Here is a 16962-nt window from a genome sequence, read left to right as displayed (position 1 = left end):
ATAAAAGCGCAATCAATTATGATTGCGCTTTTCCCCTTTTTAGAACTAATTCTAAGTATACGAAACTGATTTTCCAATAGTTTCTGTATATCCTTCTTGCGCAATCGTATCAATGAAACTCCACTGCGCATCAGCAGCTCCTGCTGTAAACGTTACCTTTAAATACCCCCTTCTAGAAGAATCTGTATATTGTAAATCATCAATAAGTGTTGTTAAAGCAAGTTCAAAACCCATGATCTGATCTTCTTTTAATCCAGCAAAACCTTCAAATCCAGGAGACGTTACAGAAGATGTGGCAAACTCTACACCCACTTCTTTTCCATTACTATCCTTTAATTTGCTATACCATGCATTATGTGTATCTCCAGCTAAGCACACTGTTTTTTTATCTGCAAGAATTGCAAATAATCTTTCTCTTTCTACAGCATACCCGTCCCAAGCATCAAGGTTATAAGGTATTACTGTTTGCACTCTCGCTTTCTCTTCTGGCGTCAATGACGTATCGTTGGCTAACAGCCTTCCTTTAATTGTTGTTAGCTCTGTTAATGAAGTTTGAAAAGCTGTAGCAGTGGCTTCTGAAACAGATCCTGTTGCACCAACTTCACCTACAATCCTTCCCAATAAAATTAATACTTCGGCAGGCATAAACATTTTTCCCATTAACACTTGTTGTCCTAACACTTGCCATGAAGCATTACTTCCAGATACTACTCCAGCTAACCATGTTAATTGATCCTCTCCTAATATACTACGCCCAGAATCTTGTAAGGCAGCCTGAAAAGCTACTGCATCTAATTGACCTGTAGTAGCATCAAAAAAATCTCCATACGATAATTGCTTGTCTCTACCGATAACCCTAGTATCTAGCATATGTAAACTTATGATTGTCCCAAAATCAAAAGATCTATAGATTTTAGAAGGATCAGCTGATCTAATAGGTAAAAATTCGCTATACACCTGGATTGCAATTTGCTTTCTAGTTTCATAAGAACCTTCATTTTCCTGATGGTTCTCTGCTCCTTCTTTATATGCATCATTTGTTATTTCATGATCGTCCCAAACGCCTATAAATGGTTTCTTTTGATGCGCTAATTGTAATTGTTTATCACTGCGATATTGCTTATATCTACTTCTATAATCCTCTAAACTTAGGATCTCATCTTTGGGGCTATGTACTCTATCCAAAGGGACTGTGTTTTCATTAGTACCATATTCTCCTTCTCCATATTCGTATATATAATCACCTAAGTGCACTATTACATCCACATCTGATTTTGCAAGTGCACCGTATACATTAAATAAACCAGCAGCAAAATTCGCACAAGAACAAACACCCAGCTTAACATTAGCAATAGTATCAGTAGATGCGGGTAACGTAATTGTTTCACCTATAACAGACACTTTTTTTGTGTTTAACTCAAAAAACCTGTAATAAAATTTACTATTTGAAGGCAATTCTTGCACATCTATTGCCACTGTATAATCCTGTGTAGTGGATGCTGTTACCTCTCCATTTCGTACTATATCATTAAAGGTAGCATCTGTTGCCACTTGCCAATTTAAAGTAATTATATCCGCATCAACCTCTGGCGTATAGCGTGTCCAAATAATAACACTTGTACTAGTTGGATCAAAACTTGCTAAACCTTCAAAAAAATTATCTGTATTTAAGTCTGGAATTGTTATTGGTGTATCATCATCGTCGTTACAACTAATATATATTGGCGCAAGCATTAAACCACCCGTAACTAAAAGTGATTTCTCAAAAAATTTTCTTCTATCCATTTGTGTGTTTTTTAATACTGTATAAAAGTATTTCCCCATTACTATATTAATGTTATGACTCAATTAAATAAACCTTAATATTTATTTACAACCAACACTAATAGCCTATAACACCCTGTATAACAGCATCATTACCATTAATCACCTTAAGTTTTAGAAGAATTCCTATATTTGGTGTGTTTAAAAACTAACAACCATGGCATTTATAACGGATGAAGAACTTCAAGATCTTAAGGATCAAATAGAAAAAGTTGAAGAGGCTAAGCGCTCTGCAACCTATTTAAGTGAAAAAGCTGTTAAAGAGGAAAAAGAAAATTCGAGAAAATTTAAAATCGCTACTATAATACTAGGTATTATAGCCTTACTTGGTGTAGCTGGCACTATTTATTTTATGCAATTTGGCGCCAAAGATATGATTTCTCAAAAGGATCATAAAGAAAAGATAAGCGCATTAGAAACTAAAGTAACCGAATTACAAGGTACTATTCAAAATCTTTCAATGAACCAAGAATTAGCTTCTGAAGACAATGGGGAGTCTGCTGGTTCTATAGAAGGCGAAGTTATTTATGCTGTCCAGATTGGAGCTTTCGAGAGCAAAGACCTTTCTTTGTATTCTGAAAACTTTGTAAACTTTAGAGAAATCAAAAGTGAGGGCTTTAATAAGTATGCATTAGGAAATTTTGAAACACTTAATGAAGCTAAAAAATTTAGACGAGAAATTGTTCAATTAGGATTTAGAAATGCTTTTATAGCTTCCTATCAAAACGGGGAACGCATAAAAATCGAAGAAGCCTGGTAACAAGACCCAATAACATGCAAAGGGAAGTAAATCTACATTATGGTGAATTTTTACTTCCCTTTTTCAATATACATCTTTATTGATGCTCATTCTCAACATATTCTTTTATAGACATTCCTTTAATAATCACGTCTGCAAGGACTGAACGTCCATTTTTTACATATACCAAAGCATAGACATTTTCTTTTGAATTATTTCGGTTCACCTTAAAATAAGCTTTTTCGGCGTCATAGGCTTTGCTCTCTTCCATATAAAACCTATCAAATGGCAATTTGAATGTAACCGTATTATCATACGTATTTGTAACTTTAGCTACAATATAATCAGCTTTAATATTCAATTTCTTTTTGCTTACGTCTACCACTTTAGCAAAACCCTCATCATCTTCTTTGATGTATACCTTAATTTTGTCTCCATATATAAAGACCTTGTCTTTTGTTTTAAAAGAGTTTATATCAAAACGTAGTGTAATATATTTGCCCCTAAAAGGGTCTGAAGGGTCTATAGGCTTAGTTTTAAACTTATAAACTTTACCCGATAGTAAGACATCTTCTTGTTCCCAAATCATATATGACGGGACAAAAAGCTGAAATAATGCTACTATTACAAATCCAAGTGTTATATATATTGTTTTCATTTATTATCATTTTAGAATTCTTTAATTATTAACAGGAAATACATTCGATTTTTAAACCTGTAGATCATTTAATTGTTTCTTAATTTTTTGTTGCTTTTTTAACATCATATAATTGGTTAGAAAAAAACCTAATCCCACTATTACAAACAATATCCCTCTAAGTACAAAACTCATTCCTGTATCAAAAAACCTACAGACAATAAGAACAGAGACTATAAGCAAACCATAATTAAGAATTTTAAAATTAAACTTATCTGCACCAATTTTTATGGCAGACACTCCCAACGCAAAGACCAAAATATTTATAAGAACTACTGGTAAAATCTCTACAGTAAAGAGCAAGAAGTAAATCCCCCAAAATAAGATAAAAGCGACTTGAAACAGATTCACTTTTTTAAGACCTTTTTTCCATATTACAAAGCTTAGTGTAATTGCACTTAACATAAATAACGCAGATGATACGTAAAACCCTTGTAAATCAAAATTGAATCTTGATGAGGATTCATCCCAAATCCATCTAAAAGTAAAAAACAATAGAGAAATGACAGATCCTAATGATCCGATTACAAGAAATCCATTTCTAAAAACCCTTAGTTTTTCAAATACGGGAAGCTTTCCTATGTTATATAGCAATCCAAATAGGGTAATGTACATAACGAATCCCAGATGACCATTATGCCCTATAAATGTTCCCAACACAGTAAAAATGCTGGCTGGTAGTATCCAATTAAGTACTGTTATCATATTACTAGAAATAGATTTTTTTAGCACTTGCAGGTAATAAGGTATCACTGCTAACATAAAAACAAAATACAACCAAGGTGTCTCAGAATTTCTGTACTGCCAATATCCAACTTCGACAGCATAATATGTACTAAAAATTATACAAAACAATACTATTGCATGGGATCGCAATAAATAAATTAATGGTAAGCATAGTAAAATCCAGGTAACAAGAAAAGACCCTAATGTACCTGGAATATTATAAATCTGACTTATTAGAGAAATACAAGCTCCTACCGCAAAAAACAAGAATGTACCAGAAGCTTCTTTCCAGGTGCTACTTTTCTTTTTAAGAATTGAGAAACCTGTTAAAACCTGACCTATTAGTAATGGGGTAAATGCCAAAATTGTTTTGGTTAATTTGGTAAAATCATCCCAGTTATGAGCTAACATTAAAATAACACCAGACCCAATCAATAATGCACCTAAAACTCCAAATATTGTAAACAACTTAGTAGACTTTCCTATGTCTTTTGTAGCATAGTATTGCTCTATTTTTTGTGCTAACTCTGGTGAGATCACCTTATCTTTTATTAGAGTTTGCAACTCTTTATTAAATTTTGAACTCATTTCATTCTTCTTTAATAATTAAAAAATATTTTTATTTCATGATAGATATTCTTTCTTCGTAGGATTTCAATAAGACCCAAAGACCTAATCCTGCAAAAATATGTTTTAATGAATGCCCACTAATAATGGTCAACACATAGTAAATAAAGTCATCATAATATTCTACTATTTTTGCAATTAGATACGAAATCAGGAGTAACCAATATGTTTTTTTAGTACTAGTATTCGATTTGTAAAAAACAAGAATTAAGAGTATTGTTATCAATGGATAAAACTGTACTAAAACATAAGGTCTCAAATCATGTGTTTCTCCATATACCCAATAAACAATTGAACCTAGTCCAATTAACAACAAAGGAGCTAAAATAAAGTTACCTAATTTCTTAGAGATAAATTCGCTAATTACTGTTGAAAATAAGGTCATAAAAACAATTGTCATTGGTAATCTATCCCAAATCAATGATTGCGTATTTGGTGAGAAATGATAATAAGCAGACCCTAAACCGGTTAAAATAATTCCAATACAAAGTATCAAATACTGTAACTCTGCCCTTCTACCCTTACTAAACATATACAAACCTCTTATTCCTACAATAACAAATAATAGATTCGATATAACATTCCAAAAATTTGGGATACTAAAAATATCCCGTGTGTCGCTAAAAGAATGGTATTCCTCGTTTTGTAGTATTGGGTTTAGAAAAAACATTATGGTAATAGCAAGTATACCTAATGACACCAGTAAAAAACCTCCTATTTTTTCTTTCTTCATTTTAAATATAAATTATAGACTCGATTATTCGGCACTCATTAAAAAGACAGCCGCAACCTAGCGGCTGTCTTTACTAATCATCAAAACAAGGAGCCTACCCCCGATACTATTTAATGAAACAATTATCATTAAACAGAACCAGCTCCTTCTTTTGATTAGTCTTCACTTTTTTCAATAAACTTTTTATCTCTTGTGTTTTTTTGTACGGCAATAGCGGCGAATAAACTTAACGTAAAAGCCATTCCATAAAAACCTTTTTCACTTAACTCTAGGTCTGCATTCCACAACCCTATCACTAATAACAAAATTGATATGATAGTTGTAAACCAACTAATTCCGTAGTAGATGTCTGTAACAGGTATCCCTTCTAATCTATCTCTAACACTTTTTTGAACAGATACTGCAGAGAATAACCCAAATAACAAAATTGTAAAGTAATACCCTTTCTCATTTAGTTCCATATAAGCATTCCAAAGACCAATACAATAGGATACCATACCAATAAATAGTGCTGTCCAAGATGCTGATATAAAAGCAGGAGTTGGTTTTTGATCATACACTTTTTGTACTCTTTTTTCTACTTTTTCATTTACTGTATCTTCTGATACATCATTACTAAATTTATAATCCATGATAAATTGTTTTTGATGATTAACAGTACAAATGTGTGATGATTCTGTTAGCTATCAAATTCTAATTTTTTAAAAAACTTACGATATAATTTATTTTTTTAAAAATTAATGTATTTATTTATAGTCATTTAAATACTAAATAACTTATGATATAATGAATACTATATCTTCAATAATACAGACATTATCAGATGAAGAAAAACGAAGTTTTATAGTTTCTCAACGACAAAAAAACAAAAGAGGTGACACCAAAAACATTCAATTGTTCAAACTTCTGGACACTACAGATCATGTTCTTAATCCTGATGTTTTACTCTACGGAAAGCCCTCAAAGGGAGCTTTTCATGCACTTAGTAAAAGAGTTCATGATAGTTTAATTGATTTTATTGCTTCTAAAAGTTTTGAAGGAGAGACTTCTGAAGAAATGGAAATCCTAAAGCTTTTACTAGCAAGTAGAATTTTCTTTGAACAAAAGCAATATAAAATTGCTTTTAAAACAATTCTCAAGGCAGAACAAAAAGCAAAAACATATGATCTTTTTAGTATTCTTAATGAAATTTATTATACAAAAATTCAATATGGTCACCTCAACAATAAAATATCGTTAGATGAACTAATTTCTGATTTTAGAAATAATAAAGAAGCTTTGCAGCAAGAAGAAAATCTTAACCTCTTTTATGCTACAATACAAAACAAATTAATGCAACAAAAAAAAGATTTTGTAGGCATTATTAAAAAGACTTTAAGTTCATTTGGTATTTCGGTTACTAAAGGACTCACCTTTAGATCACTTTTTAAAATCCTTGAAATCACAAACACTACTGCTCAAGTAACACGAGATTATTATACTATACTTCCTTTTGTTGAAGAAGCCTATTCACAAATCGATGCTAAGGAAAATTTAATGGACAAACAATTGTTCTATCATATTCAAATCTTGTATTATGTAGCCAATGCCTATTTTAGAAATCGAAATTTTAAAACATCAATGCAATATCTTTCTTTAATGAAAGATCAAATGTTAAAACATCAACAAAAATATAACAAACGTTTTTTTCCTCAATACACCCTATTACAGACATTAAATCTAAATTATACAGGAAATGCGCATAAAGCAATTGCTATACTTGAGTCTTTTGACAACATTAAATATAAAGACCAAGTAACCTCCATTTTAGATTTAAAATTAGGTTTAATTGTATGCTACATTCAACAATCACAATTTAGAAATGCATTTATGATTCTAACCAATTTTTACCATAGTGATCATTGGTACATAGAAAAAGCCGGAATGTTATGGGTAATAAAAAAAAATCTTGTTGAAATTATACTACATATAGAATTAGACCATATGGATCTGGTAGAATCTAGAGTAAATAGTTTTAGAAAAAAGCATGGCGGTTATCTTAAAGACAATCAAGAAATTCGAATATTAACTTTTTTAAAACTAACTTTAGCATATTATCGAAAACCTGAAATTGCCACTACTAAAGAGTTTAAAACCAAAGTCTATGACTTGGCTAATATTCCTAAAGCAAAACAAGATGATATTTTTGAAATCAGCTTTTATGCTTGGTTAAAATGTAAAACACAAGACATGGGGCTTTATGAAACTACTCTAAAATTAATTAGTTAACATTTATCACCCCACGTGTGCTAAGAAAGATCAATTCCCTTACAAACTTATCTTTGTTTAATCTTGTCCAGATACTACCCAAAATATACAGATGAATTTTGATAGCCTAATGTTATAAAAAAGCGATTTTATTTTCATTTTACTTTTGTTTTTAATCCAATATTACATTGTCTAAAATTCTTAATCCTAGTTCACAATAGAATAGATATACAAATTCTAAGACACTTCAAATTTCACCTAAAGTCTTCGATAAAAATATTTCCTTGTATTTCATATCATATTAATAACTAGAGTCATTAATAGAAAATCTATTAAAGCATACTATTTGTTATATACTAAACAAGAACTAAAAACTCTCTATAAAACTTAACAATCGTTATAGTAAAACCCTCTCTCTGTTAACCTTTAACCTTCCTTTCACATAAGTCCGGTTTATATTTTATTACCTTCCGCCGGAAAAAAAACACATCACATGCTTAAAAATACGTTTCGACTACTGTTATTATTAGCAGTAATCACTATTTCTACCGACTGTTATGCTTTTCAGTCTAAAAAAGGAAAAAAGGGGAAAAAAGGAAAAAATATCCAAGCACCAGCAAAAAAACCCGGTAAAAACAAAGACACTATATTGCCTTATGGCAAAGTGATTACCAAAAAAGCTAAAAGTGACAAAGGCTTATTTACTGTTCATAATCTAGATAACAAATATTATTATGAGATTCCTGATTCTCTGTTAAACAGAGAAATGTTAATGGTTACCAGAATTGCTAAAACTGCCACAGGAATTGGTTTTGGAGGTGGTAAACAAAACACTCAAGTCTTAAGATGGCAACGAAAAAATAAACAAATATTACTTCGTGTAGTTTCTCATCAGATTTTTGCTGCAGATTCATTACCAATTCATGAAGCCGTAGAGAATTCGAATTTTGAACCTATCTTATATGCTTTCCCAATAAAAGCATTTCATAAAGATTCTATTTCTAAAACTACCGCTACTGTAATAGACGTCACTAGCTTATACAAAAAAGATGTCAAAGCGCTAGGTTTTCCAAGTAGAAGAAGAAAACAATACAAGATTTCTAAACTCGATGACAGTAAATCATATATTGATACGATCAGAAGTTATCCATTAAATATTGAAGCGCGTCATGTCAAAACATATAGCGCAGGTGAGCCTCCATCAAATAGTAGTACAGGCTCTATTTCTTTAGAAATGAGTAATTCTATGATTTTACTCCCTAAAACTCCTATGAAACGTCGTTATTTTGATCAACGTGTGGGATGGTTTGCCAGAGGACAAACTGATTATGGATTAGAAGCTCAAGAAAGTAAAACTGTTCGTTACCTTGATAGATGGAGATTAGAAGTAAAAGATGAAGATCTTGAAAAATTTAAAAGAGGTGAGCTTGTAATACCTAAAAAGCAGATTGTATATTATATAGATCGCGCTACGCCAGAAAAATGGAGAAAATACATTAAACAAGGGATTGAAGATTGGCAAATAGCTTTTGAACAAGCTGGTTTTAAAGAAGCAATTATTGCAAAAGACCCTCCTACTGTAGAAGAAGATCCTGATTGGAGTCCTGAAGATGTTCGTTACTCTGTAGTACGTTATTTAGCATCACCTATTCCAAATGCTAACGGTCCCCATGTAAGCGACCCTAGATCTGGTGAAATTTTAGAAAGTGATATCAACTGGTATCATAATGTAATGACTTTATTACGAAATTGGTTTTTTGTTCAAACCGCTGCTATCAACCCTCAAGCTCAAACTGTAGCATTCAAGGATGAAGTAATGGGTAAACTTATTCGATTTGTATCTGCTCATGAGGTAGGACACACATTAGGATTACCCCATAATATGGGAAGCAGTGTTGCATACCCTGTAGAGTCTCTTAGAGACCCTGAGTTTACTAAAAAATATGGTACGGCGCCATCTATTATGGATTATGCCAGATTTAACTATGTTGCGCAACCTGGTGACGGGGATGTGGCTTTAATGCCTGCTGTAGGAATATATGACAAACATGCTATACGATGGGGATATCGCCCAATTTTGGATCAAACTGCCAAAGGAGAAAAGAAAACATTAGACAGCTGGATTCTAGAGCACCAAAATGATCCAATGTACCGATTTGGAAGACAACAGTTTGGAGTAATAGATCCTAGTTCACAAACTGAAGATTTAGGTGACGATGCTGTTAATGCAAGTACTTATGGAATTAAAAACCTACAACGCATTGTACCTAACCTTATAAAATGGACAGCAGAAGAAGGTAAAAACTACGACGATTTAGGCACCATGTACAGACAAGTATTAGGACAGTATAATCGCTATATGGGGCATGTATCTTCTAATATTGGAGGTGTATATGAATATTTTAAAACTTATGATCAAGAAGGTGCCGTTTATACTCATGTGACGAAAGCAAATCAAAAACGTGCAATGAAATTTTTGCACGAGCAGTTGTTTGCCACTCCAGCATGGTTATTAGATAAGAATATTTTTGATAAAATAGAATCGGCTGGTAATATAGAACGTATTCGAGGTACACAAGTACGAACCCTTAATAACTTATTAGATCATGGCCGTATGGCAAGATTAATAGAAAATGAGGCATTAAATACTAAAGATGCATATACATTATTGGATATGATGACAGAATTAAGATCAGGACTTTGGTCTGAGTTATCTAGCGGTAGAACTATAGATGTTTATCGTCGTAATGTACAACGAGCATATGTTGATAGAATGGAATTCTTAATGACAAAAGAACAACCTAAAATTCCTGAAAATTTTAGAAGATTTGTAGTGAGAACAAATGTTAATGCATCACAAAGTGATATAAGAGCAGTTGTTCGTGCAGAGCTAAATACATTGCGTAGAAATACAAGAAGTGCTATTGCCAGAACAGGAGACAGAATGACAAGATATCATTTACAGGATATTGTTGAACGAATTACATCTATTCTAGAGCCCAAGAAATAGTAATTAAACTTATATGAATAAACCCCTAACTGATGCTCAGTTAGGGGTTTATTATTTTATATAATATTTCTACAAAATAAGAATATTACATTTACATAGCAATCACCTTACTCAAAATCAAACCAGTACTCTTTCTATATACACAAAACTTTTCAAACCTTTATACGGAATTCCGTATGTAATTCCTTAATTATTGACGTAAATTAAACATTCAAAAAAATATTGTAAGCATAGTAGTAAACACCCTTCGTCCAAAATAGTTTTTAAATCAATAAATACTAAACCATTATTTATGAAAACTAAACTCACTACTCTCGGCTTAGCATTACTCATACTTACTATTAAGGCATGTAGCCCTGAAAAGAAAAAGCCAATTGCGACACAAGATCCTTTTATCTATGATAAGATTACACCGGTAAATTTCCCTAAAGTTAACGTACCAAACTTCAAGTTTCCTGAAGACTCTACTACACTTAACGAATGGATTCGTAAAAATGATACTTTAAAGATATATACTCATGGTTGGGGTATATGGGCTGGATTAACACAGCCCACAAGCCAAACTGCAGGAGGTCAAAATTTACTTGTTTTTGAAACTTGGCTTACTCCAGAAGAAATGATTGATTCTATTTTGCAAAAACCAAATAAAAGATCCAACAGAGCTAATCTCAAACGTCCAAATCAGTTCACTCATTTCGGACATACTGTAAATGACAGCATACATGAATCAGTCTCATATAGTCCGTCTGCTGCGAATCATGCTATAAAGAACAAGTTGTTTCTAGCATCATCTTTATACCAATACGCAAAACAGGGTAAAACTGAAATTCCGATATTTCCAGACGATGCCATTACAATTAAACCAGTATTTAAAATTTTGCCTGTTTCTAAAGCAAAAGATCAAAAACTGTTTGCCATTTCTACTTGGCCTGGCACTATAGATTCTCTTGCTGCTTTCCCTGAAAAAGATTGGCATTCTGCAGTTTATATAGACATCACCAATCACAGTCATGGAGATGGTAATCAATTGTATTTTCCAAATAGTACCACTCCTCCTGAACCCACAGCTGCCACAACCTATGACCTAAGTGATTTTATACACTATACCATGAATAAGGAGGATGCTCATTTTTTTAATCAAGAGTTTACCGAAAACACGAGTAATCCCATGACCGCTAACCCAGGAGATATCGTTATTCTTGTAGGTATGCATGTTAATTCTAGAGAAAATACCCGATGGACCTGGCAGACTTTTTGGTGGGTGGCAGACCCTGATAATCCTGTAGCTCCGAGTTCACAAGCCATTGCTAACCAAAGACCTAAAGCCCTTACTCATGCAGCATCTCATTATGCTATGGCTGTAGCCTATTATATGATAAATCCTGAAGAACCTAATAATGGTATAAATATACAAGGTAATCCGAACTATGCCTTTAACCCATATTTAGAAGCTGGATTTGGACCTGACGTATTTAATAAAAAGATTAGCCAGATTACTACAGCAAAAAAGGACACCATACCCACTTACGCAGGCGTTAGAACAAATTGTATGAGTTGTCATAGTATGGCTACTGTAAATCCTGATGCGCTAAATACTAGTAAAAATTCTTCGACCCCCTATATAGGAGATGCTTATATCCCTTTAAACGATAGTATTTTTACTGGCCAATTAAAGTTAGATTTTGCATGGTCAATCCAAGGCAATATAGACACAACTGGTTTTAAAACCTTAATAAAAAAGTATACAAACACCTTAGAAAACAATACTATACAAGAATAATTGTTGCTAATTCAAAACCATGGTTATCGGGATGCGATAGAAGCTTTTTTTTATGAAGGTTAAGTTTGAGCTTTTGTTAATTACATCTCGATACCATTTTGATATATCAAAGCACTAGATATAATTTAGTATTTCTCTATTTATTAGGTTATGCTTTATTGTGTTTTGTCTAAAAATTGCAATCAAAACTTCTATCGTATTTATGAGCTACTTTATTTTTGTATTTCCTATATCGTTTCTTAATCGCCCACAAAACCACAACTATCTATAAATCAGACACAATTAAATAAAATTATAAATGTAAAATGTACATTTTCTGTTTTTCGAATTCTAATCAAATTACTACGAATTCTTATAATTCACTACGAATACTAAACCTGTTTATATAATTATACTAGTCATCATTAGTTTTATATTAAATTATTAACTCTAATTATACTAAAAAATTAACTCAAACAACAACTAACACGCACAAGTCATGAAAAAAATCACCTATCTTTTGTGTGCGATACTATTTTGTATTGCATCTCAAAAGTCTTTCGCACAACCCGCACCTCCAAATGGAAAAAAGTGGGAAAAAATTGAAGTCATGTCAGATGAATTTAACGGTTCATCATTAAACACCTCCAAATGGGCAATAAACGATCCGCAATGGGAAGGTAGACGACCTGCCAGATTTGAAACTTCGTCGGTATCTGTTGGCAATGGAAATCTTAAAGTATCAGCTTCGAAAAAGTCAAATCCTTTTGGTGGATGGACACACAATGGCGGTCTTGTAAGATCAAAAACCCGAAACCAATATGGGTATTATGAGACTCGTATGAAAGCTAACAAAACTTTTATGTCATCCACTTTTTGGCTGATTAATAAAAGAAATGAATTCACAGGATGTGATTTCAGAACTACTGAGCTTGACGTAACTGAAAATATAGGTGTTAACACTGGTGGGCAAGCCTGGATTAATAGAAATATTGTTACTATAAATTCTAATACGCATAGTAGAGGCGCACGATGTAATAGCACACCTATTGGCATTAGAGGAAACAAAGCTGACATCGGTGAACCAGCATACGCAGGGTATCATACATATGGTGTATGGTGGAAGAGTGCAAAAGAACTTCTATTTTACCTAGATGGTAAGTTTGTATATGAAGTTACTCCTGCTGCAAACTTTAATCTTCCTATGTATTTACGAATGGTAGTAGAGACTTACGACTGGAACCCTCCAAAGAACGGAAGAGACGGTATGAATGATTCTCAAGCTAATAGAACTACATATTATGATTGGGTTAGATCTTATAGATTGGTAGACTGCAATTCTGATTGTGGTAATACAGATCCAGATCCAAATCCTAGTACTGTTTCTATTGATTGTAATAGTTTACCTTCTACTCTTACAACGGGTACTTCTATTCAAGTTCCTGTTTCTTATACTGCTGATCAAAATAGAGATGTAGTAGTAGAATTATGGAATTCAGGATGGTTAGCACAAGGAAAAAAGACTGTAAGTGCAGGATCCGGAACTACAACAGTAACTATTAATATAAATAATGCTCCTGCTGCAGGCTCTAATTATTTATTAAAAGCAAGTGTTCGTCCGGTTGGTGCCGGATGGCAACAAAATATTAAAGCGTGTTCTAAAAACAACATAACGCTTTCGACTGGAACAACAGACCCAGACCCAGACCCAGATCCGGACCCAACTTCTCCACAAACGGTTTCTTTATCAGCTATTGATGATGCCTATTTACAAGGAGGTACTCGTTTTAACAGTACTGTTTTACGTACAGAAAATGGAAAAAGAGTGTCTTATCTAAAATTTGACGTATCTAACATTAGCGGTACTATTACTGATGCAAATTTAAAATTAACAGTTAACGGTGATGCTGGTAACGGTAATATCAATGTAAACAATGGTAATAGCAATAACTGGAACGAAAGTAATTTAAGCACTTCTAATGCTCCTGGAACAGGTGCTTTATTAGGAAGCTTAAATAAAACTTATAGTCTAAACCAAGCACAAAATTTCAAATTAAACAACCTATCGGTAAGTGGAAACTTCTTAACACTAGTGGTTACACAAACAGGAGGAAATGATGTAAGTTTCGCATCTGATGAAAATCAAAACGGAAAACCAGTTTTAACTATTACATATAACACTACTGCTGATCCTGTTCCTAATTCAGATCCAAATCGTGATGCTGTATCGATAGATTGTAATAGTTTACCTTCTACACTTACAACGGGTACTTCTATTCAAGTTCCTGTTACCTACTCTGCTGATCAAAATAGAGATGTAGTAGTAGAATTATGGAATTCAGGATGGTTAGGACAAGGTAGAAAAACTGTTAGCGCAGGATCTGGTACTACAACAGTAACTATTAACCTTAATAATGCTCCTGCAGCAGGTTCTAATTACTTATTGAAAGGAAGTATTAGACCAGTAGGTGCTGGATGGCAACAAAATATCAAAGCGTGTTCTAAAAACAACATAACGCTTTCAACTGGAACAACAGATCCAGATCCAACACCAACTGGAGGAGCGTGTAATACCACTAATAAGGTTACAGGTTTAAATTCTACAGGAAATACTAATAATTCTGTTACTATTGCATTTAATCAATTAAGTGGAGTAAAAACATATGAATTAAGAGCCTTTAAGAAAGGCACATTTACTGGTAACATTAATGGTGCAGATGCATACAAGAGCGGTGCTAGTTCTCCATTAACCATAGGTGGTCTAAATGCTGGAACAGAATATACATTCGTTATACGTGCTCTTTGTAATTCAGGCGGACCAACTCCTACTTCTCAAGTAAACGCTTCTACTTCTGGTACAGGCGGAGGTAATGGTGGTGATGGCACTGTCGGAGAACCAGACAATGGAGGAGACTCAGGTTGTACTGGTAGAGATACTTTTGATCAAGGTGTGAAAATTGTTCCAAATGCAAATTCATGGAAAGATAGTTATAAAGCAAACGGTTATTGTTTCTGTAAATCTTCATTTGATCACGGTGTTGGTAATTTTAAAATCACTATCAACGGACAAAGAAGAAACATTAGAGATGTTTGTGATGAACTTAAAAAACACCCTAAGTTCAGAGATTTAAGAAATGGAGATCCTAGATACAATACTATACAGTGTGGTAACGAACCTGGACACGGAGATGCTATTACTATTCAAGGTAAGAGAATTAAGGATGAAAAAGTATGTCCTGGTCGTGTAGATCAAGGTAGTAAAGGATGTAAATGTAAAGGGCCCAAATACGACATGAAATGGCTATCAAGTCGTAGTCGATTTGGTGGAAATGGAAAAGATACAAGCATTAGTAAATCTGATAGTTTCAGTATTTATCCAAACCCAGTTAATGCAAATGGTGAGTCTTTCTTGAACATTTATTCAGACAAAAATGAGCGTGCTCGAATTTCAATTCATAATTTAAGTGGTCAAATTATTGCTTCAATGAATTATGATGGAGCTGAAGGAACTACTTCTGCTATCGAGATTACAAGCTTAATTGAAGCTGCTTCTTCTGCCAAAGGAGTATACTTTATTTCGTACAAGACTAGATCTGTTTCTATGTCAAAAACTTTAGTTATTAAATAATATAAAACTAAATAGGCAGGTACAACTTTAAGTGCCATATTCAAAAAATGGATATGGCACTTAAAATTTTATATTTTAACACAATAGTCACTAACCATCCATCTTAAGGCCGCTAAGTTTATTTTTTCTTAGCGGTCTTTTTATTAAAAAACCCGGATCTTCATCCGGGTTTATAAATTTTTATTGTGATCATTTGTTAAGAAAAATCTTCTTCAGTAGTACTTTCTTGTACAACATTTTCCTCTTCACTAGATTCTTTTGTTACATCGTCTTCAATAACTTCAGATTCTTCTAATACCACTTTTTCAGTAACCTCATCAAAATCTTCTTCCAACTCAACCTCTACCTTAGGAGCGCCAGATTCCTTTATTGCATTAAAACGCTCTATCTGTTCTGCCTGTTCTTCTTCTCCGGAAAAATAAGGAAAAACATCCATAATAGGAGATTCTGCTATTGCAGGAATTGTATAATCACTAGTTGTCCCCTTCAATGCTGCGTTTGTATTATCAAAGGCTTCTTTAACATCATTTGCTTGTACTAATAAGTAGATATTTGACTTCCTTTCTTTACCACTTTCTTCATCATAAGCAATTAGGGATACTTTTGATTTAAACCAACGGTCAGAATTTTCAAAAGGATGAATCTCTGCAAAGTTAGCTACCTTTATATTTGTAATTTTAAACTCATCACTAATATATGCCGACATCTCTTCATTAATTCTGGATTCGGCTTCGGTATAGGATATAGCATCTACCAAATAAGGTTCTGTAGTTACCTTTTGCACACCCGAATCATTTAGTTTTCTATATTTTATTTTACACTCATACCAAGTTGCACTCATATCGTTTCTTTTTTAGGGAGGCAAATATAAATTTTAAAAAAAGGTCGTACTATTATTCTCAAAAATAGATATTCACAATATTCTAAAAGCAACATTAAAAACAATAATCCATTATATTTTTAGTAATGTAA

Annotated in this window: 11 protein-coding genes; 5 read left to right on the top strand and 6 right to left on the bottom strand. The window is 32.9% G+C overall.

What is annotated here, in order from left to right:
• Positions 1-51: 51 nt before the first annotated feature.
• Positions 52-1785 carry an alkaline phosphatase gene (locus D1816_RS21645; protein ID WP_233565223.1) on the bottom strand — a complete coding sequence of 578 codons (1734 nt, stop codon included), beginning with the start codon at positions 1783-1785 and terminating at the stop codon, positions 52-54.
• A gap of 196 nt (positions 1786-1981) precedes the next feature.
• Between D1816_RS21645 and D1816_RS21640 the strand changes: the two genes are divergently transcribed.
• Positions 1982-2584, top strand: a complete 603-nt coding sequence (locus tag D1816_RS21640) for an SPOR domain-containing protein (RefSeq protein ID WP_066307758.1) — start codon at positions 1982-1984, stop codon at positions 2582-2584.
• Between the two features lie 76 nt (positions 2585-2660).
• Here D1816_RS21640 and D1816_RS21635 read toward each other — a convergent pair whose 3' ends face one another.
• The 4 genes from D1816_RS21635 to yiaA all read right to left on the bottom strand — a co-directional run bounded on the left by D1816_RS21635 (position 2661) and on the right by yiaA (position 5978).
• On the bottom strand, positions 2661-3221 hold the full coding sequence (locus D1816_RS21635) for a GDYXXLXY domain-containing protein (protein ID WP_066307760.1): 561 nt from the start codon (positions 3219-3221) through the stop codon (positions 2661-2663).
• Positions 3222-3272: 51 nt separating this feature from the next.
• Positions 3273-4574, bottom strand: a complete 1302-nt coding sequence (locus D1816_RS21630) for a DUF2157 domain-containing protein (RefSeq protein ID WP_118505654.1) — start codon at positions 4572-4574, stop codon at positions 3273-3275.
• 31 nt (positions 4575-4605) lie between these two features.
• The gene (locus D1816_RS21625; RefSeq protein ID WP_118505652.1) at positions 4606-5346 is read right to left on the bottom strand and encodes a ceramidase domain-containing protein; all 741 of its coding nucleotides are present in this window, start codon (positions 5344-5346) and stop codon (positions 4606-4608) included.
• A gap of 155 nt (positions 5347-5501) precedes the next feature.
• Complete coding sequence (gene yiaA, locus D1816_RS21620; protein ID WP_066307771.1) at positions 5502-5978, bottom strand: inner membrane protein YiaA; 477 nt, start codon at positions 5976-5978, stop codon at positions 5502-5504.
• 154 nt (positions 5979-6132) lie between these two features.
• On the opposite strand from yiaA, the gene D1816_RS21615 reads away from it, so the two are divergent.
• The 4 genes from D1816_RS21615 to D1816_RS21600 all read left to right on the top strand — a co-directional run bounded on the left by D1816_RS21615 (position 6133) and on the right by D1816_RS21600 (position 15990).
• Positions 6133-7614, top strand: coding sequence for a hypothetical protein (locus D1816_RS21615; RefSeq protein WP_118505650.1), 1482 nt, complete (start codon positions 6133-6135; stop codon positions 7612-7614).
• Between the two features lie 472 nt (positions 7615-8086).
• On the top strand, positions 8087-10603 hold the full coding sequence (locus tag D1816_RS21610) for a zinc-dependent metalloprotease (protein ID WP_118505648.1): 2517 nt from the start codon (positions 8087-8089) through the stop codon (positions 10601-10603).
• Positions 10604-10895: 292 nt separating this feature from the next.
• Positions 10896-12383 (top strand): hypothetical protein, encoded by a 1488-nt coding sequence (locus D1816_RS21605; RefSeq protein WP_118505646.1) that lies wholly within the window; start codon positions 10896-10898, stop codon positions 12381-12383.
• 478 nt (positions 12384-12861) lie between these two features.
• On the top strand, positions 12862-15990 hold the full coding sequence (locus D1816_RS21600) for a family 16 glycosylhydrolase (RefSeq protein ID WP_118505644.1): 3129 nt from the start codon (positions 12862-12864) through the stop codon (positions 15988-15990).
• Positions 15991-16186: 196 nt separating this feature from the next.
• On the opposite strand, the gene D1816_RS21595 is transcribed toward D1816_RS21600, so the two are convergent.
• Complete coding sequence (locus D1816_RS21595; protein ID WP_118505642.1) at positions 16187-16831, bottom strand: DUF4494 domain-containing protein; 645 nt, start codon at positions 16829-16831, stop codon at positions 16187-16189.
• Between the last annotated feature and the right edge of the window lie 131 nt (positions 16832-16962).

The organism is Aquimarina sp. AD10 (assembly GCF_003443715.1).
GTDB classification, from domain to species: domain Bacteria; phylum Bacteroidota; class Bacteroidia; order Flavobacteriales; family Flavobacteriaceae; genus Aquimarina; species Aquimarina aggregata.
This window is presented reverse-complemented; position numbering and strand designations above follow the sequence as displayed.